The sequence below is a fragment of the Amycolatopsis sp. NPDC043885 genome (genome assembly GCF_056435685.1).
Map to the genome: position 1 here is coordinate 664,798 of NZ_JBWKEA010000001.1, position 24,991 is coordinate 689,788.

The 24,991-nt window shown below is 69.2% G+C and carries 27 protein-coding genes; 10 read left to right on the forward strand and 17 right to left on the reverse strand.

Annotated features, from left to right (window positions below):
• Nucleotides 1-36: 36 nt before the first annotated feature.
• Nucleotides 37-1,155 (reverse strand): glycosyltransferase family 4 protein, encoded by a 1,119-nt coding sequence (locus tag AC069I_RS03370; RefSeq protein WP_478264769.1) that lies wholly within the window; start codon nt 1,153-1,155, stop codon nt 37-39.
• Nucleotides 1,156-1,266: 111 nt separating this feature from the next.
• Between AC069I_RS03370 and AC069I_RS03375 the strand changes: the two genes are divergently transcribed.
• Nucleotides 1,267-2,097 (forward strand): inositol monophosphatase family protein, encoded by an 831-nt coding sequence (locus AC069I_RS03375; protein WP_457958541.1) that lies wholly within the window; start codon nt 1,267-1,269, stop codon nt 2,095-2,097.
• Nucleotides 2,098-2,276: 179 nt separating this feature from the next.
• Here the strand turns inward: AC069I_RS03375 and AC069I_RS03380 are convergent, their stop codons facing one another.
• From AC069I_RS03380 to menD, 3 genes are all read right to left on the reverse strand, one after another.
• A complete protein-coding gene (locus AC069I_RS03380; RefSeq protein ID WP_478231367.1) occupies nt 2,277-2,729 on the reverse strand; it encodes a DUF3592 domain-containing protein in 453 nt (150 codons plus the stop codon).
• Between the two features lie 22 nt (nt 2,730-2,751).
• Nucleotides 2,752-4,266, reverse strand: coding sequence for a M1 family metallopeptidase (locus AC069I_RS03385; protein ID WP_478264770.1), 1,515 nt, complete (start codon nt 4,264-4,266; stop codon nt 2,752-2,754).
• A gap of 108 nt (nt 4,267-4,374) precedes the next feature.
• On the reverse strand, nt 4,375-6,051 hold the full coding sequence (gene menD, locus AC069I_RS03390; RefSeq protein WP_478264771.1) for a 2-succinyl-5-enolpyruvyl-6-hydroxy-3-cyclohexene-1-carboxylic-acid synthase: 1,677 nt from the start codon (nt 6,049-6,051) through the stop codon (nt 4,375-4,377).
• A 57-nt stretch (nt 6,052-6,108) separates the two neighbouring features.
• On the opposite strand from menD, the gene AC069I_RS03395 reads away from it, so the two are divergent.
• From AC069I_RS03395 to AC069I_RS03410, 4 genes are all read left to right on the forward strand, one after another.
• Complete coding sequence (locus AC069I_RS03395) at nt 6,109-7,032, forward strand: 1,4-dihydroxy-2-naphthoyl-CoA synthase (protein ID WP_038520089.1); 924 nt, start codon at nt 6,109-6,111, stop codon at nt 7,030-7,032.
• A gap of 86 nt (nt 7,033-7,118) precedes the next feature.
• Complete coding sequence (gene menE / locus AC069I_RS03400; RefSeq protein ID WP_478264772.1) at nt 7,119-8,243, forward strand: o-succinylbenzoate--CoA ligase; 1,125 nt, start codon at nt 7,119-7,121, stop codon at nt 8,241-8,243.
• Nucleotides 8,244-8,305: 62 nt separating this feature from the next.
• Nucleotides 8,306-8,464 carry a hypothetical protein gene (locus AC069I_RS03405; protein ID WP_340684878.1) on the forward strand — a complete coding sequence of 53 codons (159 nt, stop codon included), beginning with the start codon at nt 8,306-8,308 and terminating at the stop codon, nt 8,462-8,464.
• Nucleotides 8,465-8,549: 85 nt separating this feature from the next.
• A complete protein-coding gene (locus AC069I_RS03410) occupies nt 8,550-9,419 on the forward strand; it encodes a 1,4-dihydroxy-2-naphthoate polyprenyltransferase (RefSeq protein WP_478229512.1) in 870 nt (289 codons plus the stop codon).
• A 290-nt stretch (nt 9,420-9,709) separates the two neighbouring features.
• On the opposite strand, the gene cds1 is transcribed toward AC069I_RS03410, so the two are convergent.
• Genes cds1 through AC069I_RS03425 form a run of 3 tightly spaced genes read right to left on the reverse strand, consistent with a single transcriptional unit; the run spans nt 9,710 to nt 11,552 of the window.
• Nucleotides 9,710-10,792: an L-cysteine desulfhydrase Cds1 gene (gene cds1 / locus AC069I_RS03415; RefSeq protein WP_478264773.1), complete on the reverse strand. Its 1,083-nt coding sequence runs from the start codon at nt 10,790-10,792 to the stop codon at nt 9,710-9,712.
• Entirely contained in the window at nt 10,789-11,067 is a 279-nt protein-coding gene (locus tag AC069I_RS03420) for a DUF4229 domain-containing protein (protein WP_007030895.1), read from the reverse strand. Before AC069I_RS03420 ends, cds1 begins: the two co-directional genes overlap by 4 nt.
• An 11-nt stretch (nt 11,068-11,078) precedes the next feature.
• A complete protein-coding gene (locus AC069I_RS03425) occupies nt 11,079-11,552 on the reverse strand; it encodes an Lrp/AsnC family transcriptional regulator (protein WP_199745570.1) in 474 nt (157 codons plus the stop codon).
• 247 nt (nt 11,553-11,799) lie between these two features.
• Between AC069I_RS03425 and AC069I_RS03430 the strand changes: the two genes are divergently transcribed.
• Together AC069I_RS03430 and AC069I_RS03435 are read left to right on the forward strand one after the other, a co-directional pair.
• Complete coding sequence (locus AC069I_RS03430) at nt 11,800-12,012, forward strand: BldC family transcriptional regulator (protein WP_005151795.1); 213 nt, start codon at nt 11,800-11,802, stop codon at nt 12,010-12,012.
• A gap of 149 nt (nt 12,013-12,161) precedes the next feature.
• A complete protein-coding gene (locus AC069I_RS03435; protein WP_016330943.1) occupies nt 12,162-12,344 on the forward strand; it encodes a hypothetical protein in 183 nt (60 codons plus the stop codon).
• 51 nt (nt 12,345-12,395) lie between these two features.
• Here AC069I_RS03435 and AC069I_RS03440 read toward each other — a convergent pair whose 3' ends face one another.
• The 7 genes from AC069I_RS03440 to hemL all read right to left on the reverse strand — a co-directional run bounded on the left by AC069I_RS03440 (nt 12,396) and on the right by hemL (nt 19,806).
• A complete protein-coding gene (locus AC069I_RS03440) occupies nt 12,396-13,718 on the reverse strand; it encodes a MinD/ParA family ATP-binding protein (RefSeq protein WP_478229509.1) in 1,323 nt (440 codons plus the stop codon).
• Between the two features lie 79 nt (nt 13,719-13,797).
• Nucleotides 13,798-14,769: a c-type cytochrome biogenesis protein CcsB gene (gene ccsB, locus AC069I_RS03445; protein WP_478229508.1), complete on the reverse strand. Its 972-nt coding sequence runs from the start codon at nt 14,767-14,769 to the stop codon at nt 13,798-13,800.
• Nucleotides 14,770-14,774: 5 nt separating this feature from the next.
• Complete coding sequence (resB, locus tag AC069I_RS03450; RefSeq protein ID WP_478231418.1) at nt 14,775-16,274, reverse strand: cytochrome c biogenesis protein ResB; 1,500 nt, start codon at nt 16,272-16,274, stop codon at nt 14,775-14,777.
• Nucleotides 16,275-16,348: 74 nt separating this feature from the next.
• Nucleotides 16,349-17,122 carry a cytochrome c biogenesis CcdA family protein gene (locus tag AC069I_RS03455; protein ID WP_478264774.1) on the reverse strand — a complete coding sequence of 258 codons (774 nt, stop codon included), beginning with the start codon at nt 17,120-17,122 and terminating at the stop codon, nt 16,349-16,351.
• 172 nt (nt 17,123-17,294) lie between these two features.
• Entirely contained in the window at nt 17,295-17,876 is a 582-nt protein-coding gene (locus tag AC069I_RS03460) for a TlpA family protein disulfide reductase (protein WP_478229507.1), read from the reverse strand.
• Entirely contained in the window at nt 17,873-18,505 is a 633-nt protein-coding gene (locus tag AC069I_RS03465; protein WP_340684885.1) for a histidine phosphatase family protein, read from the reverse strand. Before AC069I_RS03465 ends, AC069I_RS03460 begins: the two co-directional genes overlap by 4 nt.
• Entirely contained in the window at nt 18,502-19,806 is a 1,305-nt protein-coding gene (hemL, locus tag AC069I_RS03470) for a glutamate-1-semialdehyde 2,1-aminomutase (protein ID WP_340684886.1), read from the reverse strand. Before hemL ends, AC069I_RS03465 begins: the two co-directional genes overlap by 4 nt.
• A 132-nt stretch (nt 19,807-19,938) precedes the next feature.
• Between hemL and AC069I_RS03475 the strand changes: the two genes are divergently transcribed.
• Nucleotides 19,939-20,430: a TspO/MBR family protein gene (locus AC069I_RS03475; RefSeq protein WP_340684887.1), complete on the forward strand. Its 492-nt coding sequence runs from the start codon at nt 19,939-19,941 to the stop codon at nt 20,428-20,430.
• Here AC069I_RS03475 and AC069I_RS03480 read toward each other — a convergent pair.
• The 3 genes from AC069I_RS03480 to AC069I_RS03490 are packed head-to-tail and all read right to left on the reverse strand — an operon-like array spanning nt 20,423 to nt 21,787.
• Nucleotides 20,423-20,809, reverse strand: a complete 387-nt coding sequence (locus AC069I_RS03480; protein WP_478229506.1) for a hypothetical protein — start codon at nt 20,807-20,809, stop codon at nt 20,423-20,425. The two genes, AC069I_RS03475 and AC069I_RS03480, sit on opposite strands and share 8 nt — an antisense overlap.
• On the reverse strand, nt 20,787-21,239 hold the full coding sequence (locus AC069I_RS03485) for a hypothetical protein (protein WP_478229505.1): 453 nt from the start codon (nt 21,237-21,239) through the stop codon (nt 20,787-20,789). Before AC069I_RS03485 ends, AC069I_RS03480 begins: the two co-directional genes overlap by 23 nt.
• The gene (locus AC069I_RS03490) at nt 21,236-21,787 is read right to left on the reverse strand and encodes a hypothetical protein (RefSeq protein ID WP_378434401.1); all 552 of its coding nucleotides are present in this window, start codon (nt 21,785-21,787) and stop codon (nt 21,236-21,238) included. Before AC069I_RS03490 ends, AC069I_RS03485 begins: the two co-directional genes overlap by 4 nt.
• An 86-nt stretch (nt 21,788-21,873) precedes the next feature.
• On the opposite strand from AC069I_RS03490, the gene AC069I_RS03495 reads away from it, so the two are divergent.
• Both AC069I_RS03495 and AC069I_RS03500 read left to right on the forward strand, forming a co-directional pair.
• The gene (locus AC069I_RS03495; RefSeq protein ID WP_478229504.1) at nt 21,874-23,385 is read left to right on the forward strand and encodes an outer membrane protein assembly factor BamB family protein; all 1,512 of its coding nucleotides are present in this window, start codon (nt 21,874-21,876) and stop codon (nt 23,383-23,385) included.
• 27 nt (nt 23,386-23,412) lie between these two features.
• Complete coding sequence (locus AC069I_RS03500) at nt 23,413-24,966, forward strand: outer membrane protein assembly factor BamB family protein (protein ID WP_478229503.1); 1,554 nt, start codon at nt 23,413-23,415, stop codon at nt 24,964-24,966.
• Nucleotides 24,967-24,991 lie beyond the last annotated feature (25 nt).

The following is a 24,991-nucleotide window of genomic DNA, read 5'->3' on the forward strand; positions in this document are numbered from 1 at the left end:
CGCCTCGTGCCCGGTTCCTTCCCAGCCGGTACATCGTCAGGCCGCGCGCGCGATCTTGCCCTGGACTTCCTCGTAGTGGCCGACCAGTTCATGGCAGACGGCGGGCCAGGTCCGGCCCAGCACGACCTTGCGCGCCTTCTCCCCCAGCCTGGCTCGCAACGCTTCGTCGCGCAGGTCGTTCACCTTGTCCACCAGCGCCGTCGCGAACCCGGCCCGGTCGGCGGGCAGCAGGTACCCCGTGCGGCCGGGCAGGACCAGATCCTTCGGCCCGCCCGCGTTCGGCGCCAGCACCGGCAGCCCGGACGCCATCGCTTCCTGGATGGCCTGGCAGAACGTCTCGTGCGGTCCTGTGTGGACGAACACGTCGAGGCTCGCGTACGCGGCGGAAAGCTCTTCGCCGTACCGGGCGCCGAGGAACGCCGCACCCGGGATCCGCTCGCGCAGCATCGGCAACTCCGGCCCGTCACCGACGACGACCACGCGGATGCCGTCGACCCCGGCGAGCGCGGTCAGCCGCTCGACCTCCTTCTCCGGCGCGAGCCTGCCGACGAAACCGACCAGCAGTTCGCCGTTCGGCGCCAACTCGGCCCGCAACGCGAGGTCTGCGTGGACCGGCGAGAACCGCTCGATGTCGACGCCACGCGCCCAGCGGTGCACCCGCGGGATCCCGTGCAGTTTCAGCTGCTCCACCGAGTCCGTCGACGGCGCGAGCGTGCGGTCGGCCCGCGAGTGCAGGCGGCGCACCCAGCGCCAGGCCGCGCGGGCGGCGATGCCGAAGCCGTACGCGGCGGCGAACCCGGCGATGTCGGTCTGGTACACCGCGACACACGGCACCCGCAGCCGTCTGGCCGCGGCGAGCCCGCGGGCGCCGACCACGAACGGTGACGCCAGATGCACCACGTCCGGGCCGAAATCGGCCAGCGCGGTGAGCACCGTCCTGGTCGGCACGCCGACCGGGAGGGAGTTCACGCCGGGGAAGTCGAGGGCGGGGATGCGCACGACCGGGGCGCCGAGGTACTCCACGGGACCCGGCCCCGGAGCGATGATCAGCACGTCGTGCGCGCGGTCGCGGAGGTGTTCCACGACGCGGAGCACGGAGTTGGTCACGCCGTTCACCTGGGGCAGGAAACTTTCGGTGACTATCGCGACTCGCACGCGGATCACTGTCGCATCCGGTTGTGACGCCCACGCCAACAAAAACGGAACAGACGACATGTCATCTCAAGGTCGTGTTCCGTAAACCAGGCTCGGCCACACTAATCAGGCATGACCCTCCTGTCGTCAAGGCCGCCTCAGCCCGTCGAGCCAGGGCTGGTGTCGAGGGCCCTCGAAGTGGCCGGGCGGCTGGCCAACGACGCGACCGACGTGATCACCGCGACCGCGGGCCGGGGCGCCCAGCCCGATCCGAAGGACTCACCCTTCGACTGGGTCACCGACACCGACCGGATTCTCGAACGCCACACCCGGCGCGTGCTGACCGCGGAATTCCCCGGCATCCCCGTCGTCGGCGGTGAATTCGGTGCCGACCACGGGGCCGACGTCGCGGAGTACCGCTGGGTGGTCGACCCGGTCGACGGCACCGCGAACTACGTCGCCGGTGTCCCCTGGTGCGCGTACAGCCTCGCCCTGATCGACGCTTCGGGTCCGGTGGTCGGCGTGGTCGCGGACCCGTACCGCGCCCAGATCTACGCCGCCGCGCGCGGCCGCGGCGCGCGGGCGAACGGCAAGCCGATCACGCTCACCGACCGGTGCGGGACCGCGGGGGCGATCGTCTGCACGGAGCTCACGCGGAAGGGTGTCTGGCCGGGGATGGGCCAGTTCATCGAACGGGCCGCCGCCGCGCACGCCGGGGTCCGGGTGCTCGGCTCGGCGGCGCTGGCGATCGCGCAGGTCGCGCTGGGGCACGCGGCCGCGGCGGTGCTGCACAGCTACCGCGAATGGGACGTCGCCGGATCGGTCGCGCTGGCCATCGAGGCGGGTGCCGTGGTCCTGGACCGGCACGGGGAAGGCGCGGCCCTGCCCGTCGACGCGCTCCTGGTCGCGGCGCCGGGGGTGGCCGACGAGGTCTTGGGCTGGTGGCAGGAGTCGGTCGGCTGAGTTCGCCTTCCGATCACGCGAGTTCCGTCCCCCATCACGCGAGTTACGCCTCCAAGCACGCGAGTTCGCCTCCTGATCACGCGAGTTCGCCGATTCCGCACAGCAGGCTCGCGGGGCTGGGCACGGAACTCGCGTGCTTGGCGGCGGGACTCACGTGCTTGGAGGCGTAACTCGCGTGATCAGGCGGACGACTCGGCGAGCGAGTGCCGGTAAGCCAGCCGTTGCCGCCGGATCCACCACAGCAGCGGGCCGGCGATCAGCCAGGTGAAGAAGATCATGCTGCCCAGCGGCAGCAGCGTGTTCGACGCCGAGCGGCCCGCCACCCGCGCGAGTTCCGGGTCGCCGACGTCGTACTCGATGTTCACGAGCTGCCCGGCGGCGAGCCCGGCCGGGTAGAGCACACCGTTGGCCGGGCTGTGCATGATGCCGTCGGGGGTCGCGTAGTTGATGATCGTTCGGTCGAAGGCCACCGACTCGACCTGCGCCGTCGCCTGCCCGAGCTGCGCTTCGATCGCGCTGTCGTTGCGGATGGCGGCGAACAGCAGCGAGACGCCGAGCACGGTGACGAGTGAGGCGACAACGAGGGTGGCATACCACCCGATGCGCCTCACCCGCTCCGCTTTGGCCGTCACGCCGCGAGCGTAGCGCTACCCGTCAGTGGGCGTGTCGCTCGGCGAGGAATTCATGGGTCGCCTTGATCTGCGGGTAGGACTTCGGTGCGACAGGCGCCACAGCGGCCCGGAGAGCCTGCGTGCCGTTGGGGCTCGCCGCGGGCTTGCCCTTGGTGTACAGCCACGTCTGGAACAGGTCGTACAGCGGCTTGCCCGAGATCTTCTCCGCCAGCGCGATGAACTCTCCGATCACCGCCGACTTGGCCTTCTTCACCTGCTGCCAGGTCTGCAGGATCCGGAAGAACGTGTCGTCACCCACAGCCTTGCGCAACGCGTGCACGGCGAGCGCGCCGCGGTCGTAGACGGCCGCGTCGAACTGGTTGTCCGCGCCCGGGTCGGCGGGCAGGACCTGCCAGAACGGGTCCTCGGCTGGCACCGAGTCGTAGATGTACTGGGCGAGTTCGTCTGCCGTGCCCTCGCCGCTCTCCTCCGACCACAGGAACTCGCCGTAGGAGGCGAAGCCCTCGTTCAGCCAGATTTCGCTCCACTTGCCGAGCGTGACGCTGTCGCCGAACCACTGGTGCGCCTGCTCGTGCGCGACGATCGACGTGTTGGAGCCGGACCGGAAGGCCCTGGCGCCGTACACCGGCCGCGTCTGGTTCTCCAGCGCGAAGGTGATGCCGGTGGTGACGACGCCGCCCTGCGCCTCGAACGGGTAGGGCCCGAACTTCGAAGCGAGGAATTCGGTGATCTCCGGCGTCCGCTCGATGCTGGCCTTGGCCGCGCCGAGCGATTCGCCGAGGTCGGCGCCGTAGGCGGTGATGAACGGCTTGCCGTCCGGCGTGGTCTGCTCGTTCACCTCGAACTTGCCGACCTCCAGCGACGTGAGGTACGTCGCCTGCGGTTTGGTGCTGCGCCAGTTCCAGCGCGTCCAGCCCGGCCGCTGCACCGTCTTGCGCACGAGCGTGCCGTTCGACAGCGCGGCGACGTCGTTCGGGACCTCGACCGAGACGTCGTAGGTGGCCAGGTCGGTCGGGTGGTCGTTGGACGGGAACCACCAGGCCGCGCTCTGCGGTTCGTCGACGGCCAGCGCGCCGTCCGGGGTCTTCTTCCAGGCGGTGAAGCCGTCGATCTTCACCTTCGACGGCGTGTCCGCGTAGGCGACGACGACCGTCGCCGTCTGGCCTTTCTTCAACGGCGAGGCCGGCGTGACGGTCAGCTCACCGGTGCCGTCGGTCGATGTCGCGAACTTCGCGGGCCGGTTGCCGACCTGGACGCTCGACACCTTCAGCCCGAAGTCGAGGTTGAACGCCGAGAGGTCCTGCGTCGCGGTGAGCAGGATCGTCGTGGCGCCGGACAGCAGGTCGGTGGACGGCTGGTAGGTCAGCCGGAGGTCGTAGTGAGCGACGTCGTAGCCGCCGTTCCCGGCGTGCGGGTAGTACGGGTCGCCGATGCCGATCGAGCCGGGCGCGGGTGCGGCGGCCGCGCTGCCGGCGAGTAGCACCGAGACGACGCCCGCGGTCAATCCGGCGAAGCCGGCGCGAGTCTTCAAGCGCATTGCGAATCCTCCCAGGATTTGTCAGCGCGCTCGAACGTAGCCAGACGATCAACGCGGAGACACGTCCGAAGGAGGGGTTCCTAGCCCCTGGACTGAGATCAAAAACGGCTAGACAGCGCGTACGGCCGACGAAACCGCCGTACGGAGGCGCGCGTGCAGGTCACGGTGTCGCGTTCGGTCCACGCGGACCTCCACCACCCGCAGCCCCGGCGCGGGCTTGAGCGCCGCACGGAACTCGGTGAGCGTCTCGGCGACGACGTGCGGCACGCGGTAACCGGCGCACAGGGCACCGAGGTCGGCGCCGTGCGGTGTGCCGAAGACCCGCTCGAAGCTGGCGTTGTGCTCGGGCGCGCCCTGCTCCAGCAGGGAGAAGATGCCGCCGCCGTCGTCGTTGAGCACCACGATCGTCAGGTCGGGGCGCTGTTCGGCGGGCCCGGTCAGCAGGCCGCTCGCGTCGTGCAGGAACGTCAGGTCGCCGAGCAGGGCGTACGAATGTCCCCTGTGGACGGTCGCGGCGCCGATCGCGGTCGACACCATGCCGTCGATCCCGGCGACGCCGCGGTTGCGGTGCACGAGGACGTCGGGCCGCAGCCGTCCGGCGAGGGCGACGTCACGGGTCGGGTTGGACGAGCCCACGACCAGCAGCGACCCCTCCGGGACCGCGTCGACCAGCTCGGTCGCCAGGCGCAGCCCGCTCGGCCACGGTTCGTCGGCCAGTGCTTCGGTCACCGCCGCCGACGCCGCCTTGTCCGCGCGCTGCCAGCTGGCGAGCCACTCCGGATCGGCCGGTTTGGTCGGCTCGTCGAACCACTGGCCGACCTGGCGGACGTTGTGCGCGGGCGCTGGCCAGTCCGAATCGGGCCGGACCAGCAGCACCTCGACGTCCGGATCGGACAGCACCCGCTGGACCTGCCGGAACACCGTCGGGCGCCCGATGCACAGGACCTGTTCGGGCTTGTGCCGCGAGATGAACTCCTCGACGCCGAGCAACCAAGCGCCCGACGAGATCGCCGTCGCGCCCGCCATCCCGATGCCGCCGGTCTCGGAGACGACCGGCCAGCCGTGCAGTTCGGCCCATTCGCTGGCCGCCTGCACGCCGGTGTCGCACGCGATGACCAGGCCGTGGCGGGCCGAGGGCACCACGAACGAGGGAAGCGCGCCGAAGTCGGGAAGCTCCGTCCAGCGAGCGCCGTCGGGACGCCCTTCGAGTGACTCGTACCACTCGCCGTCATCATCGATATCGGGCACGAGCGGCTCCCGGAACGGGATGTTCAGGTGCACCGGCCCGCAGCGCCATTCGCCGTAAGCGGCGTTCCAGGCGCGGCAGATCTGGCCGCGCCAGTACGAGTTCTGCCCGGCGCGGCGTTCGGCGACGGCGAGCTCGTCGAAGTAGCGGACGGCGTTGCCGTAGAGCTGGTGCTGGTCGATGACCTGGCTCGCGCCGGCGGCCCGCATCTCGGGCGGCCGGTCGGCGGTCAGCACGATCAGCGGGACACCGGCGCGGTCGGCCTCCAGCACGGCGGGGTGGAAGTTCGCGGCCGCGGTGCCCGACGTGCACAGCACGGCCACGGGGCGGCCGGTGCGCGCGGCGATGCCGAGGGCGAGGAAGGCGGCGCCACGTTCGTCGATGCGGACGTGCAGCTGGAGCCGTCCGGCGGCCGCCGCGTCGTACAGCGCGATCGACAGCGGGGCGTTGCGTGAGCCCGGGCAGAGGACGACGTGCGAGACGGTGTTGCGGACGAGTTCGTCGACGATGACCCTGGCCTGCGCGGTGGATGGATTCACCGGCAGACCTCGGGTTTCACACTACGACTCACGGCCACACGTCCTATTCTCCCAAACGTGGATGACGCCCAGGTTTCCGAGCTGTTCGACCCCGCCTTGTGGACCGAGGTCGAAGGTTTCGACTTCACCGACATCACCTATCACCGCTCCTCTGAGAGCCGCTCAGGCAAACGTGTCGTACGTGTCGCGTTCGACCGTCCCGAGGTCCGCAACGCCTTCCGCCCGCACACCGTCGACGAGCTGTACCGCGCGCTCGACCACGCGCGGATGAGCTCGGACGTCGGCTGCGTCCTGCTCACCGGCAACGGCCCCTCGCCGAAGGACGGCGGCTGGGCGTTTTGTTCCGGTGGTGACCAGCGTATTCGCGGACGCTCCGGGTATCAGTACGCGGATGGGGAGACCTCCGACACGATCGATCCGGCCAGGGCCGGAAGGCTGCACATTCTCGAGGTCCAGCGGCTGATCAGGTTCATGCCGAAGGTGGTCATCGCGGTCGTCCCGGGCTGGGCCGCCGGCGGCGGGCACTCGCTGCACGTCGTGTGCGACCTCACGCTCGCCTCGGCCGAGCACGCGCGGTTCAAGCAGACCGACGCCGACGTCGGCTCCTTCGACGGCGGCTACGGCTCGGCGTACCTGGCCAAGCAGGTCGGGCAGAAGTTCGCGCGGGAGATCTTCTTCCTCGGCCGCGAGTACACCGCCGAGCAGATGCAGGCGATGGGCGCGGTCAACTCCGCCGTCCCGCACGCGGAGCTCGAGGCCGAGGCGCTGGACTGGGCGTGGGCGATCAACGGCAAGTCGCCGACGGCGCAGCGGATGCTGAAGTACGCGTTCAACCTCACCGACGACGGTCTGGTCGGCCAGCAGCTCTTCGCCGGCGAAACCACTCGACTGGCGTACATGCAGGACGAGGCCGTCGAAGGGCGCGACTCCTTCCTGGAGAAGCGTTCCCCCGACTGGTCGGCCTTCCCGTACTACTACTGACCCCTCGCGTTTCGTCCTCTGAATGCGGTAGTTGCGTGCGCAACGATCGCATTCAGAGGACGAAATGCGGGACGTAGGGTGGTGGGATGCGTGCGGTGGAGGTGGACGGGAGTCCAGGGTCGGTCGACGAGCTGACCTCGGCACTGGCCGAGGCGCTCGACGGCGGCCAGGCCGTCCTCCCCTACACGTCCGAGGTCCCGCGGGACGCGATGGAGCCGAAGCGCCCGGCCGAACCCGGAACGGCGGTGATCATCGCCACCTCCGGCTCCACCGGCGAGCCGAAGGGTGTGCTGCTGTCGGCGTCGGCGCTCACCGCGTCGGCGCACGCCACCCATGCGCGGCTCGGCGGACCGGGCCACTGGTTGCTCGCGACCCCGGCGCACTACATCGGCGGGCTCCAGGTGCTGGTGCGCTCGCTGCTGGCCGGGACGACGCCGTCCGTGCTGCACGCGTCCGGTTTCCGGCCGGACGACTTCGCGGAAGCCGCCGCGCCGTTGCTGTCCCTGGACGGCCCGCGCTACACCGCACTCGTGCCGACCCAGCTCGGGCGGCTGCTCGACGCGGGCGGCCCCGGTCTGGCGGCGGCCCGCGCCTTCGACGCGATCATCGTCGGCGCCGCGGCGACGACAGCGGATCTGCGCGAGCGCGCCGCCGAAGCGGGCGTGAAGATCGTGCCCGCGTACGGCATGAGCGAGACCGCGAGCGGCTGCGTCTACGACGGCGTACCGCTGGACGGAGTACGCGTCGCACTCGAGGACGAGCGGGTCTATATCACGGGTGACGTTCTCGCGCACGGCTACCGGCTGCGACCCGACCTGACCGCGGAGGCGTTCGAGGACGGCCGGTTCCACACTTCCGACCGCGGCCGGTGGTCGGCCGACGGGCGGTTGGAGATCCTCGGCCGGATCGACGACATGATCAACACCGGCGGGGTGAAGGTGGCCGCCGCGACCGTCGAGCGGATCCTGACCGCGCAGCCCGGGATCCGGGACGCGTGCGTGGTCGGGGTACCTGACCCGGAGTGGGGCGAAGCCGTCGTCGCGCTCGTCGTCGGCGCTGGTCGCGACGTCGATTCGCTGCGTGCCGCGTGCCGCGAAGAGGCCGGCGCGGCCGCTGCTCCGAAGCGGGTCGAATTCGCCGAAGAGCTGCCGTTGCGAGGCCCCGGCAAGGTCGACAGGACGGCCGTCAGGAATCTCCTACGAAGGTCGTGAATTCCCCACCGATTACTGGGACGTTGTTGACACGATCATTACCCGCGGGTTTACGTCTACGTATGACGCGCTGGACACGCACAGTATTGGCCTGCACCGCCGTCACGATGGGACTGGTCGCTTTGGCCGGGCCCGCGCTGGCGGACGAACCGGAGACCGCCGTTCCGAACAGCGGCACCCTCACCTGGACGCTGGAAGACGTGATCGACGACCTCAAGTAGCGCGACTCGTCACCTGCTCGCGATGCGTCGAGCAGGTGACGAGCCCCGCATACCGGCCGGTAGTGGCCAGGGCCAGAATGGCGGCATGGCGACTGCTGGTGAATGGATCGAAGGGGCGCGCCCGCGGACGCTGCCCAACGCGGTGGCGCCGGTGGTCGCCGGAGTCGGCGCGGCGATCGCCCTCGACGGCTTCTCCTGGGTCCGCTCGATTCTCGCGCTGCTCGTCTCGCTGGCGCTGATCGTCGGCGTCAACTACGCCAACGACTACTCCGACGGCATCCGCGGCACCGACGAGAACCGCGTCGGCCCGCTGCGGCTGGTCGGCTCCGGAGTCGCGAAGCCGAAGGCCGTCCTGGCGGCCGCTCTCGTGGCCCTCGGGCTCGCCGGAGTCCTCGGACTCGTGCTGGTCGCGATCAGCGGGCTGTGGTGGCTGCTGGCGATGGGCGCGGTCTGCATCCTCGGCGCCTGGTTCTACACCGGCGGTAAGAAGCCTTACGGCTACTACGGTTTCGGCGAGATCGCGGTCTTCGTCTTCTTCGGGCTGGCCGGGGTTCTGGGCACCGTGTACGTCCAAGCCGGACAGCTCAGCTGGACCGCCCTCGGCTGCGCGGTCGCCGTCGGCTCGTTCTCGACCGGCGTGCTGACCGCCAACAACCTCCGCGACATCCCGACCGACATCGAGTCCGGCAAGCGCACGCTCGCCACCCGGCTCGGCGACGACGGCACCCGGCGCCTTTATCTGACGCTGGTCGCCATCCCGTACGTCGTGAGTGTGCTGCTCGCCTTCGTGACGCCGTGGGCGCTGCTGGGCCTGTTGACCGCGCCGCTGCTGCTGAAGTCGGTCAAGGCCGTCGGCGGCGGGGCGCGGGGACGGGCGCTGATCCCGGCGCTGCGGGACACCGGGTTCGCGATGCTGGGGTGGGCGGTGCTGACGGCCGTCGCTCTCGCCTTGTGAGTCCCCCTTGATGCGGGACTGTGTGGATTTCGGGGCGTTGGGTGACCCGGAATCCACACAGTGCGGCGCGAGAGGGCCGGTCACGACCAGTCGGGCTCACGTCGGCCCCTGCGGGATGAACGCACCGTTCATCCCTTGAGCTTTTGCCTTAGGGCCACTACCTGTAGTGCTCCGACGCCTGGGCGACCACTAAATGCGGCCCACGCGATAGCAAAGGTCCCTTGCTCTTTTGGTGATCCGGCGCCCCTGAGGTAGGCCGCCCAGCCGACGTTGCGAAAGACCCCAGTGCCTCAGTCCTCTGGGGCGAGCTTCCCGCTCCCCAGGAACTCCCGGTACTTCTCCAGGTAAGGCGCGATGTCGATGTTCTTCTGCGCTAGCCACACGTCGTCGTAGTACGTGTTGGCGTACCGCTCCCCGCCGTCGCACAGCAGCGTGACGATACTGCCCGCCTGGCCTTCCGAGACCATCCGCGAGATCAGCGTGAAGGCGCCGAAGAGGTTCGTCCCGGTCGAGCCGCCCGCCCAGTGCCCGGTCCGCTCGCGCAGCACGCGGATGGCCGCCAGCGAAGCGGCGTCCGGCACCTGGAACATCTCGTCGATCACGCCGGGCACGAACGACGGCTCGACGCGCGGCCGCCCGATTCCCTCGATCCGCGAAGGCATGCCGGTGCTGTAGTCGAGCGCCCCGGTCTGCCAGGCGCCGAAGAACGACGAGTTCTCCGGGTCGACGACGGCGATCTTCGTGGTGTGCCGCTTATAGCGCACGTAGCGGCCAAAGGTCGCGCTCGTGCCACCGGTCCCGGCGCCGACGACGATCCACGTCGGCACAGGGTGCCGCTCGGACTGCATCTGCGCGTACACCGACTCGGCGATGTTGTTGTTCCCGCGCCAGTCCGTCGCGCGCTCCGCGTAGGTGAACTGGTCGAGGTAGTGGCCGTTGCACTCCGAAGCGAGCCGTTCGGCCTCCGGGTACATGTCCGGCGCGCGGTCGACGTAGTGGCATTCGCCGCCGTAGAACTCGATGAGCGCGATCTTCTCCGGCGAGGTGCTGCGCGGCACCACGGTGATGAACCGCAGCCCGAGCATCCGCGCGAAATACGCCTCCGAAACCGCCGTCGAGCCGCTGGACGCCTCGACGAGCACGGTGTCCGGCCCGATCTGACCGTTCACCAGGCCGTACAGGAACAGCGAACGCGCGAGCCGGTGTTTGAGCGAGCCGGTCGGGTGGACGGACTCGTCCTTCAGGTACAGGTCCACGCCCCACTCCGGGGGCAGCGGGAAGACGTGGAGGTGCGTGTCGGCACTGCGGTTCGCGTCGGCCTCGATGATGCGGACGGCTTCGCGGACCCAGCTGCGGCTGTGCAGGAGGCTCACGCTGCGCCGTCCACCCGGTCGCCGCGGAGCTGCGAGCGCAGTTCGGCACGGGCGCGAGCGCGCTTTTCGTTGCGGCGGGCGAGCCCGGCGGTCACGCGCGCGTTCAGCGGGCGGAACAGCAGCAGGCCCAGCGGCAGCCCCACGACCAGGCCGATCAGCAACGCGACGAGCAGCGGGACGTTGACCAGCAGCAAGCCGCCTGCGATGACCCCGACCAGGAGGAACCTGGCCAGCACGTACAGCGTCAGGTCACGGGGCAGGTGATTATCGCTCACACCAACGCAGGCTACGCGTTGCCGTTGCGGCCGTCGTCCAGGCCCGCGTTGTTGGGCCGTCCTTCGAAGCGGGTGGAGAGCACGACGGTGGTGTTCGTGCGGCCGACACCGGGGATCCGCCGCAGCCTGCCGAGGGTCCGCTCCAGATCGTCGACGGTCGCCACCCGCACTTTGACGACGAAGGCTTCGTCGCCCGCGACGGCGTAGCAGCTTTCGACCTCGTCCAGTGCCCCGAGCGCCTCCGCGACGTCGTCCTCGGTCGCGGTGTCGGTGGGGTGGATGCCGACCAGCGCCGTCACCCCGAGTCCGACCGTGTTCGGGTCGACCATGGCGTGGTAACCGGTGATCACGCCGGCGGCCTCGAGTTTGCCGACCCGTTCGTGCACTGATGAAGCCGAGAGCCCGACAGACCGGCCGAGGTCGGCGTAGGTAGCCCGCCCGTTCTCCCGTAATGCCGCGATGATCTTCCGATCCACCTGGTCCACCGCTACACCTTAGGTGCCACGGCCCGATTCGCGTGATCAGGGCGCGTTTTCGTACATCCGTGACAAGACCGCGGGTCGGAAGGCGCATGTCGCGGTTGTCGGTTTTGACCTTTAAGGGCTCTTTACTGTTGGACAACCGTTCGAGTACCTGACGGGTGAGATGCAACGATTGCCGTGTTGGCTACCCGGCACGACGGGCACAGGGCCCGCCTCCGGTTTAGCACTGGAACCGTGAAGGAGGCGGAAAATGACCGCGACCATGGGCGGCAGGTTGCTCACCCCCGGCGAAGTGGCGGCTCTGTTCCGGGTCGACCCCAAGACCGTGACCCGCTGGGCGACCGCGGGCCGCATCGGCTCGATCCGCACCCCCGGCGGGCACCGCCGGTTCCGCGAGGCCGAGGTGAACGAACTCCTCGCCGAGCTCACCACCGACGCCAGCGAGCCCGCTCGCAAGGTCTGAGCAGGCATTTCCCGCAAGAAGGACTCCAGTGACGAAGGGCTCGTAACCGCCCTTCGTCACATTGGGGTATCCATGAGTCCCCCCGCGCGCGGCAAAGGGGCTAGCCTCGTGGGACTGAGCAACGTCCTCCACGCGGAAAGGGACCGAGCATGATCTATCTGCTCGCGGCCATCGGAGCGCTCACCGTCGCCGTGGTGTTGTGGCGCGCGTTCGGGATCGAGCGCGTCGGGGTGCCCTCGTCGCGACCGACGCTGGCCCCGGACGACGACCCCGACTTCCTGCGCAAGCTAGGTGAGCAGCAGCGCAAAGGTAAAGACGAGGACAAAGACTAGGCCTGGGAGCCCCGCTCCTCCGTTGAGGGTGGCGGCGGGGCATGGGATGGACTAAGGCTGGATCGGCTGGTACTGCTGGCCGCCGAAACCGTCGGCGACGGTGGCGGCCAGTTCCAGCAACGCCAGCCGGGTGTCCGCGTCGAGCCGGTCCAGCTCGATCTCGGCGCCCTCTTCCAGATGCGGGTCGAACGGGATCCGGCACACCGAACGGACGCGCGCGCCGAAGTGCGCGGCGAGCTTGTCGAGATCGACGGAGCCACCCTTCGGCCGCACCGAGTTGATCACCGCGACAGAGCGTTTGACCAGGTCACCGTAGCCGTGCGCTTCCAGCCAGTCGAGCGTGGCCGACGCACTGCGCGCCCCGTCGACGGAGCCTGAAGAGACCACCACCAGCGCGTCCGCGACGTCCAAAACGCCCTTCATCGCCGAGTGCATCAAACCGGTCCCGCAGTCGGTGAGCACGATGTTGTAGAAGTGCTCCAGCAGGTTGACCGTGCGCCGGTAGTCGTCCTCGGAGAAAGCCTCCGAAACCGCCGGGTCCTGCTCGCTGGCGAGGATCTCCAGCCTGCTCCCACCCTGCGAGGTGTACGAACGGACGTCGCTGTACCTGGTGATCTTGTCCGCGTCCCGCAGCAGGTGCCGCACGGTCGCGGTGGTCTCGATCGGGATCTTCTGCGACAGCGTCCCGCGGTCCGGGTTCGCGTCGACGGCGACGACCCGGTCACCGCGCAGCGAAGCGAACGTCGAGCCCAGCGTGGTCGTCGTGGTGGTCTTGCCGACGCCGCCCTTGAGGCTCAGCATCGCGATCTTGTAACACCCGCGCAGCGGCTGGTTGATCTGCGCGATCAGCTCGCGCTTGCGCGTGTCCTTGGGGCTCTCGCCCGGGTTGACGAGCTTGCCGGTGCCCACGTAGAGGGCCTTGCGCCAGCCCGACTGCGGCTTGCGCTTCTGCGGCTTCACCAGGCTCGCGGTGGCGAGCTCGTCCGGGAGCGCGTGCCTGCCCTGCGGCTGCGGAAGCCCCGGCACCGCCTGTTGCTGCGGCGGCTGCGCGTACTGCTGCTGCGGCGGGTACTGGGCGGCAGGCTGCGGCGGGGCCTGCTGGGGCTGCTGAGGGTGCAGCGGGGGCAGGTTCTGGTCGTAGGGCTGCTGATACTGCCCTTGCGACGGCTGCGGCAGCGGCGGCTGCTGCTGCGGGTACTGGGCCTGCTGCGGCGGGTACTGCGGCTGGACGACCTGGGTCGGCTCGGCCTCGAAGCCGCTCGCCGTCGGGTGCGGCGCCGAATCCGTCCGGTCCTCGGAGAACAACTCCGAGGGCTGGACGCTCTCGGTGGGTTCGGGGTGGCCAGGAGCCGATTCTTCGCTGGGTCCGGTCACCGCTGAATTCCTCCTCCGCGCACGTCTTCCCCGATTACCTCAGTATTGACGGTAGTCGGCACGCGCGCAGGGGCGGCGGTCAGCCCCCGGCGTAGGAGTGCAGGCCCGACGTCACCAGGTTCACGAAGAACATGTTGAAGATCGTCGCGGAGAACCCGACGATGTTGATGATCGCGGCCCTCTTCCCGCGCCAGCCCGCGGTGGCACGGGAGTGGAGGTACGCCGCGTAGACGACCCACGCCACGAAGGCGACGGTCTCCTTGGGGTCCCAGCCCCAGAACCGGCCCCACGCCGCCTCGGCCCACACCGCGCCGCAGAGCACGCCGAAGGTGAAGATCGGGAAGGCGAAGATGGTGGTGCGGTAGGCGATGCGGTCGAGCACGTCCGCGGCGGGCAGCTTCGGGCCGAACTTGGCGAACTTCGCCGGGTTGTCGTCGTGTGCGGCGCGGAAAAGGTAAAGGACGCTCGCGACACCCGGCACCAGGAAGACACCCGAGCCGATGATCGCCGCGGAAACGTGGATGATCAGCCAGTACGACTGGAGCGCGGGCTGCACCGGGGCGGCCGTCGTGTACAGCATGGTGCCGTTGACGAACATCAGGATCACGACCGGCAGCAGCAGGAAGCCGGTGAGGTGGCGGACCGGGAACTTCCGCATGATGACGAGCCAGGTCACGACGGCGATGAAGGTCGTGGCCATGCCGTATTCGTAGAGGTTGCCCCACGGCGCGCGGTGCACGGCGAACCCGCGCAGCACGATCGCGGCCAGGTGCAGCAGCGCGGCCAGCACCAGCAGCGCGGCGCCCATGCGGCCGATGCGCTCGGGGCGGCCGATCTCGCGCGGGGGCTCGACGGGCGTCCCGTAAGCCGGCGGCGGGCCGCCCGCGCCGACCAGTTCGCGGGAGCGCTGCATGCTGCGCTGCGCCGCCAGACGGCCCTTCGCGCCGAAGCCCTGCTCGATGAGGGCGAACATCAGCGCGAGGACGTAGATCGCCGCCGCGGTGGTGTAGGAGTAGTCGCTGTACTGGGACAGCGTCTCGTTGATCGGCATGACCTCTAGTTGCCTCTCTGCCCCTGGACCAGCTTGTCGCTGATCCGCTGGAACTCTTCGCCGTAGCCCGCCTGATCGGTGCGCGCCAGCCCGGCGACCTCGATCACGGTACCCGTCTCACCTTCGCGCGCCGGGGTCACCCGGACCCACACGCGGCGCCGTTTGACCAGCAACGATCCCGCCAGCCCGATCAGCATCGCGACCGCGCAGACCAGCACCCAGCCCTGCACCGGATCGTGCGAGACCTGGATGGCGACCCATTCCTGGACGCCGTCGAAGCGGACTTTCGTGCCGTCGTCCAGCACGGTCTCCTGGCCCTGGTCCAGGTTCTGCCGCGTGAGCTTCTTGAGCCTGCCGTCCTCGACGAGCGACTGGTCGATCTGGAAGATCGACTGCCCGCGGCCGGCGTCGAGACCGAGGTCGCCACGGTAGATGTCGACGGCCACGGCCGGCTTGTTCGCCTCGGGCCGCGAAGACGTGAGCACGTTGCCGTGCATGAACGCGGTCGGCGCGAGCAGGCCGGTGATCGCGAGCTGACGGGTGCGGCGTTCGATCGGGTCGGTGATCCCCGGCTGGTCGATCTTCGTCGCGCCTTCGGAGAGCTTCGTCGGCTCGTCGGCGGGACGCCACGGAGTGATGTTGGTACGCACGGTGCCGTCGGGGAAGGTCACGGTGAACTTCGGGGAGTAGCCGAAGTTCAGCAGGTAGACGCGGTCTCCCGCGGTGCGCAGCGGCGAGTTGACCTCGAGCCCGTACGGCTTCCAAGCACCGGTCTTCAGGTCTTCGCCGGACTGGTACTCCATGTTGGAGTGGTAGTAGTTCGCCTGCCCGCTCTCGGTGTAGCGCGCCTCGAAGTCCTTGAGGCGGATGCAGAACGCGTTGAGGTCGGTGCCGTCGACGCGCAGCCCGGCGTTGAAGGTGTCGTAGCCGAGGATCCCGGAGTTGCACCACGGGCTGCCGTCGGCCTGGACGATGACCTGGCCTTCGTAGCCGAACATCTTCCCCAGCGCGAAGAAGATGATCAGCCCGAGCATGCCGAAGTGGAAGACGAGGTTGCCGGTCTCGCGGAGGTACCCGCGTTCGGCGGAGATGCTCCGGCTTCCGTCTGCCTCTTCGCGCTCGACACGGCGCCAGCCCTTGAGCAGCGTGTGCGTGTCCTTCATGACCGTCTCGGGGGTCCGGTCGGTCGTGGTGGACACGTGATGCGGCATCCGCGAGAGCTTGCGCGGCGTGAGCACCGGCTTCGCGCGCATCGCCTTCGCGTACTCGAAGCTGCGCGGCGCGAGACAGCCGATGAGCGAGACCATCAGCAGGATGTAGATCGCCGAGAACCAGACGCTGCCGTAGACCTCGAAGAACTGCAAGCGGTCGAGCAGTTCGCCCCACCAGCCGTGCGCGGCGATGTACTCGTCGGTCTTGGCGACGTTGAGGTTCCGCTGCGGCAGCAGCGCGCCGGGCATCGCGGCGAGCGCGAGCAGGAACAGCAGCACCAGCGCGGTGCGCATCGACGTCAGTCCGCGCCAGGTGTTGCGCAGGAAGCCGAGGACACGCTTCAGCGGTGTCTGGCGGTATTGGGTGGTCACAAGGGCAGCCTGAGGTCGTTCACGAGGGTGTTCCGGATCCAGCCGATCATGTCGCCCCACAGCCCGGTCACCAGCAGGATGCCGACGATCATCAGCAGGACACCGCCGAAGACCTGCACCTGACGGCCGTGGCGGCGCAGCCAGTCGGTGGCGCGGACGGCCCAGCGGGCGCCGACCGCGATGAGGAGGAACGGGACGCCGAGGCCGAGGCAGTACACCAGGATCAGCGCGTAGCCGCGGACGGCGGCGCCACCGGTGGCGCTGGCCAGGGTGGTGACCGCGGACAGCGTCGGCCCGATGCACGGCGTCCAGCCGAGCCCGAACACCGCGCCGAGCACCGGCGCGCCCCACAGTCCGCCGCGCGGCACGTGGTGCGACCGGAACTCGCGCTGCAGGCCAGGGATCCAGCCGAGGAAGACCAACGCCATCGCGATGGTCAGCACGCCGCCGAGGCGCTGGAGGAGATCCATGTTGAGCTGGACGACGTCGGCGATCCACACCAGCGTCCCCAGCGTCACCACGAAGACGACGGTGAACCCGAGCACGAACAGCGCCGCCGCGCCGACGACGGCGTAGCGGCCCTTCTTGCGCCCCTCGCCGGGGCTGACCGCGGGGGCGTCCGCGCCGACCAGCGCCGCCAGGTACGCGAGATACCCGGGCACCAGCGGCACGACGCACGGCGACGCGAAGGAGATCGTCCCGGCCAGCAGCGCCACACCCGCCGCGAGCAGCAGCGGCCCTGAGAGCGCCAGCTCGGTAACACCGTTCACGCAAAGGAGCGTAGGGAGTGTGGTTCAAGTGAAAACGCCGGGGCTGGCCCAACGGGACCTACGTCGCACCCGGTCAGGACCTTGGTCCCGTCCCCTTTACCGCGTTTCGTCCTCTGAACGCGGTAGTTGCACACGCAAGGACCGCATTCAGAGGACGAAACGCGTGAAGTGGTCAGGCGGGTTCGGCGGCCAGGCGCTGGACGACGGGCAGCAGGTCCGACGCCAGCAGGTCCCGCAGGAACACCGCGGCGACGCGGTGCTGTTTGTCCAGCACGATCGTCGACGGGATGATGTTGCGCGGATAACCCGAAAGCTGCAGCAGCGTCCGCCCCGACGGGTCGTAGATCGACGGGTACGTCAGTTTCCGGTCCCGCATGAAATCCTGCGGCGGCTTCCGGTCGTTGTCGCGCAGATCGATGCCGATCACCTCGACGCCGGACGCCTTGGTCTGGTCGTAGACCTTCTGCATCTCCGGCGCCTCGACGCGGCACGGCCCGCACCACTGGCCCCACAGGTTCAGCACGATGACCTTGCCGGGGAAGTCCGCGATCGAGAGCTGCTTGCCCTCGTTCATCAGGTCGTCGCCGGACAGCGTCGGCGACGGCTGGCGGTCCGCGACGTCGTAGGTGATGTCGACCTTCCCGCCCGGCGACACGAAGTTGAACGAGCCGCCGGTGACGACGGCGTCCTTGCCGGTGGTGCAGCCGGTGACGACGAGCGCCAGCCCGACGACGGCCGCCACGAGTCGCTTCATGCGCCGGTCACCTTCGGGTCGGTCGTGCCGGCGGGCTCGCTGTAGACGATCCGCACGAGTTCCTCGCCCTCGAAGACCAGGCTGGTCAGCGACGCGAGCGAGCACTGCCGGTTGCGCGGGTCGTGCCAGAGCCGCTTCGCCTCCAGGAACCGCCGCACGGTCCAGATCGGGAGCTGGTGCGAGACGCACAGCGCCTCGTGGCCCTCGGCCGCCCGCCGCGCGCGGTGGATGGCGCCGAGCATGCGGTGCGCGATCTCGACGTACGGCTCGCCCCAGGACGGCCGGAACGGGTTGACCAGCTTCGGCCAGTGCTTCGGCTGGCGAAGGGCGCCATCGCCGACTGCGACGCGCTCGCCCTCGAACTGGTTGTCCGCCTCGATGAGCCGATCGTCGGTGTCGACGTCGAGGCGGTGCGCGGCGGCGATCGGCGCTGCGGTCTCCTGCGCGCGCTGAAGCGGCGAAGCGACGACGTAGGTGATGTCGTGCTTCGCGACGGCTTCGGCGACCGTCAGCGCCTGACGTTGTCCGCGGTCGGAGAGCTTGAAGCCGGGCAGGCGGCCGTACAGGATCTTGTCCGGGTTGTGCACCTCACCGTGGCGGAGCAGGTGCACGATCGTCGTCTCGCTCACGCCTGGACCGCCTCGGCGGCGGCGCGGGCGGCGACGCGCAACGCGGAGGAGATGATCTCGAACTCGGCGTCGCCCATGGCCGCGTTGACGAACCACGCCTCGTACGCGCTCGGCGGCGCGTACACGCCGTTGTCCAGCAGCGCGTGGAAGAACGCCGGGAACCGCCAGGTCTCCGAGGCCTGCGCGCCCGGGTAGTTCGTCACCGGGTTCTCGCTGAAGAACACGCTGACCAGGTTGCCCGCGTACTGCACGGTGTGCGTGACACCCGCCTCGGTCAGCGACCGGTCGAACAGGTCGCCGAGCCGCTTCGCGTTCGCGTCGAGGGCCGCGTACACGGCGTCGTCGGCCGCGCGCAGCGTCGCGAGCCCGGCGGCGACGGCGACGGGGTTCCCCGACAGCGTCCCCGCCTGGTACACCGGCCCGCCCGGGGCCAGCTTCGCCATCACGTCGGCGCGGCCGCCGAAGGCCGCGGCGGGCAACCCACCCGACATCACCTTGCCGAAGGTGTACAGGTCACCGGCGACGCCTTCGAGGCCGAACCAGCCCGCCTTCGAGACGCGGAACCCGGTCATCACCTCGTCCATGATCAGCAGCGCGCCGTGCTCGTGCGCGATCTCCTTGAGGCCGGCGTTGAAACCGTCGGCCGGGGCGACGGCGCCCATGTTGCCCGCGGCGGCTTCGGTGATGATCGCGGCGATCGAGTCCGGATTGTCCACAAAGGACTTCCGGACCGCGTCGAGGTCGTTGTAGGGCAAGACGATCGTGTCGGCCGCCTGCGCGCCGGTGACACCGGGCGAGGTCGGGAGGCCGAGGGTCGCGACGCCGGAGCCCGCTTCGGCGAGCAACGCGTCGACGTGACCGTGGTAGCAGCCCGCGAACTTGATGATCTTCGCCCGGCCGGTGAACCCCCTGGCCAGCCGGATCGCGCTCATCGTCGCCTCGGTGCCGGAGTTGACCAGGCGCACCTGCTCCACCGGCTCGACACGGCCGATGATCTCTTCGGCGAGTTCGACCTCGCCACGCGTCGGGGTGCCGAAAGACAGCCCGTCGACAGCGGCTTCACGCGCGGCGGAGACGACGTCCGGATGCGCGTGCCCGAGGATCATCGGGCCCCACGAGGAGACCAGATCGACGTAGCGGTTGCCGTCGGCGTCCCAGAGGTACGGGCCCTCGCCGCGCACCATGAACCGCGGGGTGCCGCCGACGGAGTTGAAGGCCCGCACCGGGGAGTTCACCCCGCCCGGGACCACGGCCTTCGCTCGTTCGAACCATGCCTTGGACTGATCGACTCCGGTAGTCACGTCCCCAGTCTCGCAAATCACGGATGACACCCGCCGTTAGGTCGTGTCCTGGTCCTCGCGGTTCCGGGCACGGCGTGACCAGGCCCACTAGGGTGGGAGCACTCCCGTCGAAACCCTCGCGGAGGAATCCACGTGTCCACGGTGCCGTCACCACCGACCCACCACCGTCGCCTTCGCTGGCAGGCCTTGGCCGGATTCATCGCCATGGCGGGAATCGTGGGCATCGTGGCCGGGCTGGCGGTCGCCACCCGCTCCGAAACGCACAACGCGCTGGCTCGCCCGTCGTGGGCGCCGCCGGGCTGGCTCTACGGGCCGATGTGGTCGGTCCTGCTGCTCCTGGTCGCCTTCGCGGGCTGGTGCTACTGGCGCACCGACGGCGAAACGCGCGGCTTCGCCTTCTACGGCGTCTGCCTGCTGCTGACCCTGCTGTGGACGCCGCTGTTCTTCGCCGGCGGCGCACACGCCCTCGCCCTGGCCGACGTCGTCGTGCTGGACTTCGTCGTGCCCATCACGATGGCGGAGTTCGGCCGCCGGTCGAAACTCGCGGCCTGGCTGCTCGTGCCGTATCTGCTGTGGCTGCTGTTCTCGACCGCGGTCAACGCCGCGGTCGTGTGGCTCAACTGAGCTTCGGTTCCTTGGGCTTGCGGCCCTTGGCCCGGATGGCGAGCAGGAACTGGCGGATCGCGTCCACCACCAGGATCGCGGCCAGCACGCCCAGCCCGATGGCGCCGGCGAGCGGGCCACCGAAGTAGCGCTGCGATTCAAGCGTCGTCGTCTCGCCGTAGGTGATCACGACCGGGACGACACCGGCCTTCCAGCACGCGAAGGAACCCCACACCGCGAGCGCGGCGAGGATCAGTTCGACCGCCCCCACCACGGCGCGCAGGGGTTTGTGCAGCCGGGCGTCTCGCCGGGAGTCCTCCGGTGGCCACAGATCGGCACCGGTCGGCTGGGGAAGGTCGATCACGGTGGGCAGTTTCTCATGACTCTGTGGTGCGGGCACGCACCAAATCCCCGAGTGCCTCGCGGAGGGCGTCCGGATCCTTGGCCCAGGCGCGCACGAAAACGCCGTCTTCGAGTTTCAACCCGACTTCGCCGTGCTTCTTGGGGATCGTCCAACCTCCGCCGAGGACCCGCGAGCCGACCGGGGCCTCGTCTTCGAGTACCTCGGCGATCCGGGCCGCCTCAAGCGTTTCCCTGCCCTGCCGGTAGCCGTCCGCGGTGACCTCGAGCGAGAGGTACCGGCGACGCGCGTACACCCAGGGCACGGTGATCGCCACCAGCCCCACCGCGACCAGGATCCAGGCGAGCCAGTGGACCGGGCCGCCCGTCGCCAGCTCCGCGAGCAGCCCGGCGAGGGCGAACAGCGGCGCCCACAGCAAAGCCGTCCAGCCGACGCCGGGTTCGTCGTAGAGGGACGGCTCGGAGGTCATGGCAGCGTGCGCCCCACCTTCGGGAAATGGTCGGCGACGCTGGGCAGGTACATGAGCACCAGCGCGATCGCCACCAGCAGGGTGGACACCAGCAGGAACACGTTGAGCGAACCGCGCAGGATCAGCAGTTCCACCAGGACCAGGAAGACCGCGCCCACGGTGAGGACCGTCCTGGCCGACCGCGTTCCCTCACGGGCCTTGTACGCGAACAGCGCGAACAGGACCGCGAAGGTGAGCGCGCCGCCGAACAGCATCCACAGCAGGGTGTTCACGCCGGAAGCGACCTGCACCGGATCGGCGGGCTGACCGGGAACCGGGTTCTCCCTGATCTGCTTGAGGATGCCCTCGGTCAGTTCGTCCTTCAGCACCAGCAGGGCGATCTGCCCGGCCACCAGGACGACACCGGCGAGGATCCACAGCCAGAACGAGATGGCCACCGGCTTCGGCACCGTGATCTTCGGCGGCTTCTGGCCGGGGAGGATCGGATCCGGTGACATTCCCCGCTTGCGGCGCTCGTCGTCCGTTTCGTCGGCTCTGCTGTCGCTCACGCGAGGCAGCCTACGTGGTTTCGCAGGCCAGGCCGTTGCCGCCCGGGTAGCTTGTGCGCGAATCGACGAACACTGGGGATCTCACAATGACCACACCGAGCCAGTCCGATGGGGCCTGGCATGGGCAGCGACAGCCCTGGCCACAGCAGGGATACGGCTACCCGCAGCCACCACAGCAGCAGTACCCAGGCGGTTGGCACCAGGCGCCCCCACCACCACCCGGGAAGTCCAAGAAGTTCCTCTTCTGGCTGATTCCGCTCATCGTGGTGGTCGTCGCCGCGGCCGTCGTGATCCCGATCGCACTGGCGGGCGGGGAAGAGCCTCGGGAGCCAGCCGCCCAGCCGCCGAGCACTTCGGCGCCGGCGGCCAAGAAGGTGAAATGGCGGCTGTCCGGACTGGAGGGAGACGTCCCCGAGTACAAGCAGGGCGTCACGACCTGGCTGCACGAGGACACCCTTGTCGTCGTCCGGGACAAGTACGTCGCCGCGTTCACCAGGGCGAACGGTGAGCGGCGCTGGCTCACCGAGGTGCCGGACGGGAAGCGGGCGTGCGGTGCCTCCGTGGAACCGGTCGACGGGAAGATCGCCTTCGCCTACGGCGAGGAAAAGACCTGTGACAACGCTGCCCTCATCAACCTGAAGGAAGGGAAGCTCCACTGGCAGCAGCCGATGGAGGTGCCTCAGAAGCTCAAGGGCGACCGCCCGCCCAAGTCCGCGATCTTGCAGATCGCCGGTGACGCCGTCTTCGTCACGCAGGGCGAGGGAATGGCCGCGCTCGACCTCGCCACCGGCGCCCCGAAGTGGGCGAAGACCCATACGCGCGAACCCGACCGGGCCGACGATCCGACCTGCGCCGGGCAGGACGCCGTACCCAGGGACGGCAAGATCGTCGTCGTGATGACCTGCCTCACCGGGGACTACGGCCTGAGCATGCTGCGGGTCGACGCGTCGACCGGGAACATCGAGGTGGCGGAGCACCAGCCGAAGGAGAGCAGTTCGCTCGGCAACGTCGGGATCATCTCGGCGAAGCCCCTCCTGGTCTACGGCAAGACCACCGACACGGGCACGTACTTCCGCTTCGGGGACGACCTGAAGCTCGAGTCGAAGATCGACGGTGGCGACCCGTTCACGCCGGACGGTCTCACCGGCGCCGACGGCCAGGGCTTCGACAGCGACGCGTCCGGCACCGAACACCTCGTCAGCCCGGCCCTGGTCACCGAAGAAGTGCTCTACACCATCACGATGCCCCAGGCGGGCACGGTGAACGCGCTGGTCGCGGTGGATCTGAAGACCGGGCAGCGCAAGTGGTCGGCGAAGGTGCCCGAGGGCACCGTGATGGCTCCGCTCGCGATCGAGGACGGCCAGGTGATCACCGAGGTCGCGCCCGTCACGCGGACCGGGCCGCAGCGAGTGGTCAAGGTCGCCGTCGCGGACGGAGCGGTGACGCCGATGGTCGAAGCACCGATCGAGAACGCCGACAACGACAAGAACGGGCCGATTTCCGGCCTCTACCGCTATCTCTGGGCGGACGGCCGCGTCTACGCCGTATGCGGCCGTTTTCCGAAGTTCAGCCTGGACATCTACACCGTCGAACCTTAGATCGCACCGAAACAACCGGGGAACCGAATGACCAGACCACCCACTCCGCCCGGTGGCGGGCAATGGCAGCCGCACCAACCCTGGCAACCGCACCAGCAGCAGGGCTGGCAGCAGCCACCGCCCCACCCTCACCAGCAGCCCTACCCGCAGAACCAGTACGGCCCCCCGCGGCAGGAACCGCCCAAGGGCAAGAAGTTCCTCTTCTGGCTCGTGCCGCTGATCGTCGTGGTGGTCGCCGCCGCGGTGATCGTGCCGATCACGCTGAGCGGCGGCGGAGACGAAGGCCAGGGGCAGGCGGCCCCTCCGCCCGCCTCCGGATCGCCGGCCGGCTCGCCGAAGGTCAAATGGGAACTGTCAGGGGTGAAGAAGGACGTCCCGGAGTACAAGCACGGGATCACCACCTGGCTGCACGAAGACGACCTCGTCGTCGTCCGCGACAAGTACGTGGCTGCCTTCACCAGGGCGGACGGCAAGCAGCGCTGGCTGACCGAGGCGCCGGGCGGCAAGATCTTCTGCGGCACCGGAGTCGAACCGGTCGAGGGCAAGATCGTCCTCGCCTTCGGCAAGGCGAAGGCCGGCAGCGAAGACGGCAGCTGCGACAACGCCACCATCCTCGACCTGAAGGACGGGAAGCTCGGATGGCAGGTGCCGATGGCCATCCCGCAGAAGATGCAGGACCGGGTGGTCTCGGTGGAGGCCGTCGTCACGCAGATCATGGGCGACGTCGTGTTCGTCACCGCGGACCAGGGCTACGCGGCCCTCGACCTGGCCACCGGCGCGATCAAGTGGACGAAAACGTTCTCCCGCAAGGCCGACGGCGAAGACACCTGCGCGGGGCACGACATGATGCCGAGGGACGGGAAGGCCGTCGTCGTGGCGTCCTGCCTCACCGGTGACTTCTCGGTCACCGTGCTGCAGATCGACCCGGCGACCGGGAACGTCGAACTGGAGGACAGCGTCCCTCACGACGGCTACTCGATCTCGGGGATCGGTCTCCTGTCGGTGAAGCCGGTGCTGGCGTACGGCTCGAACACCGAGCAGGGCACGTACTTCCTCTTCGACGACAACCTGAAACTCAAGTCGAAGATCGATGGTGGCAAACCCAACTCCGAGGAGGAGCTCGACGGCACCACGTCACAGGGTTTCGGGGTCAGCGCCTCGGGTACCGAACATCATCCGAGCGCCATCATCGTGGACGGCGACACGTTCTACACGCCTACCAGGACGATCGGCGGACAGATGAACACGCTGGTCGCGGTGGATCTGAACACCGGACAGCGCAAGTGGACGGCCTCGGTTCCGGAGGGCACGATCCAGGCGCCGATCAAGATCGTGGACGGCCAGATCCTGGCCCAGGTCGGCCCGGTGTACAACACCGGACCCCAGCGGACGGTCAAGATCGCGGTCGCGGACGGGAAGGTGACGCCGTTCCTGGAAGCCCAGATCAGGAACTCCGAACAGGACGAGACCGGCCCGATCCCGGGGTTCTACCGGTATCTCTGGGCCGACGACCGCGTCTACGCGGTGGCGGGCAAGTGGTCGAATCTCAGCGTGGACGTCTTCCTGCTGCAGGCTGAGTAGCGAGAACGAGAAGGCCCCTTCGCCG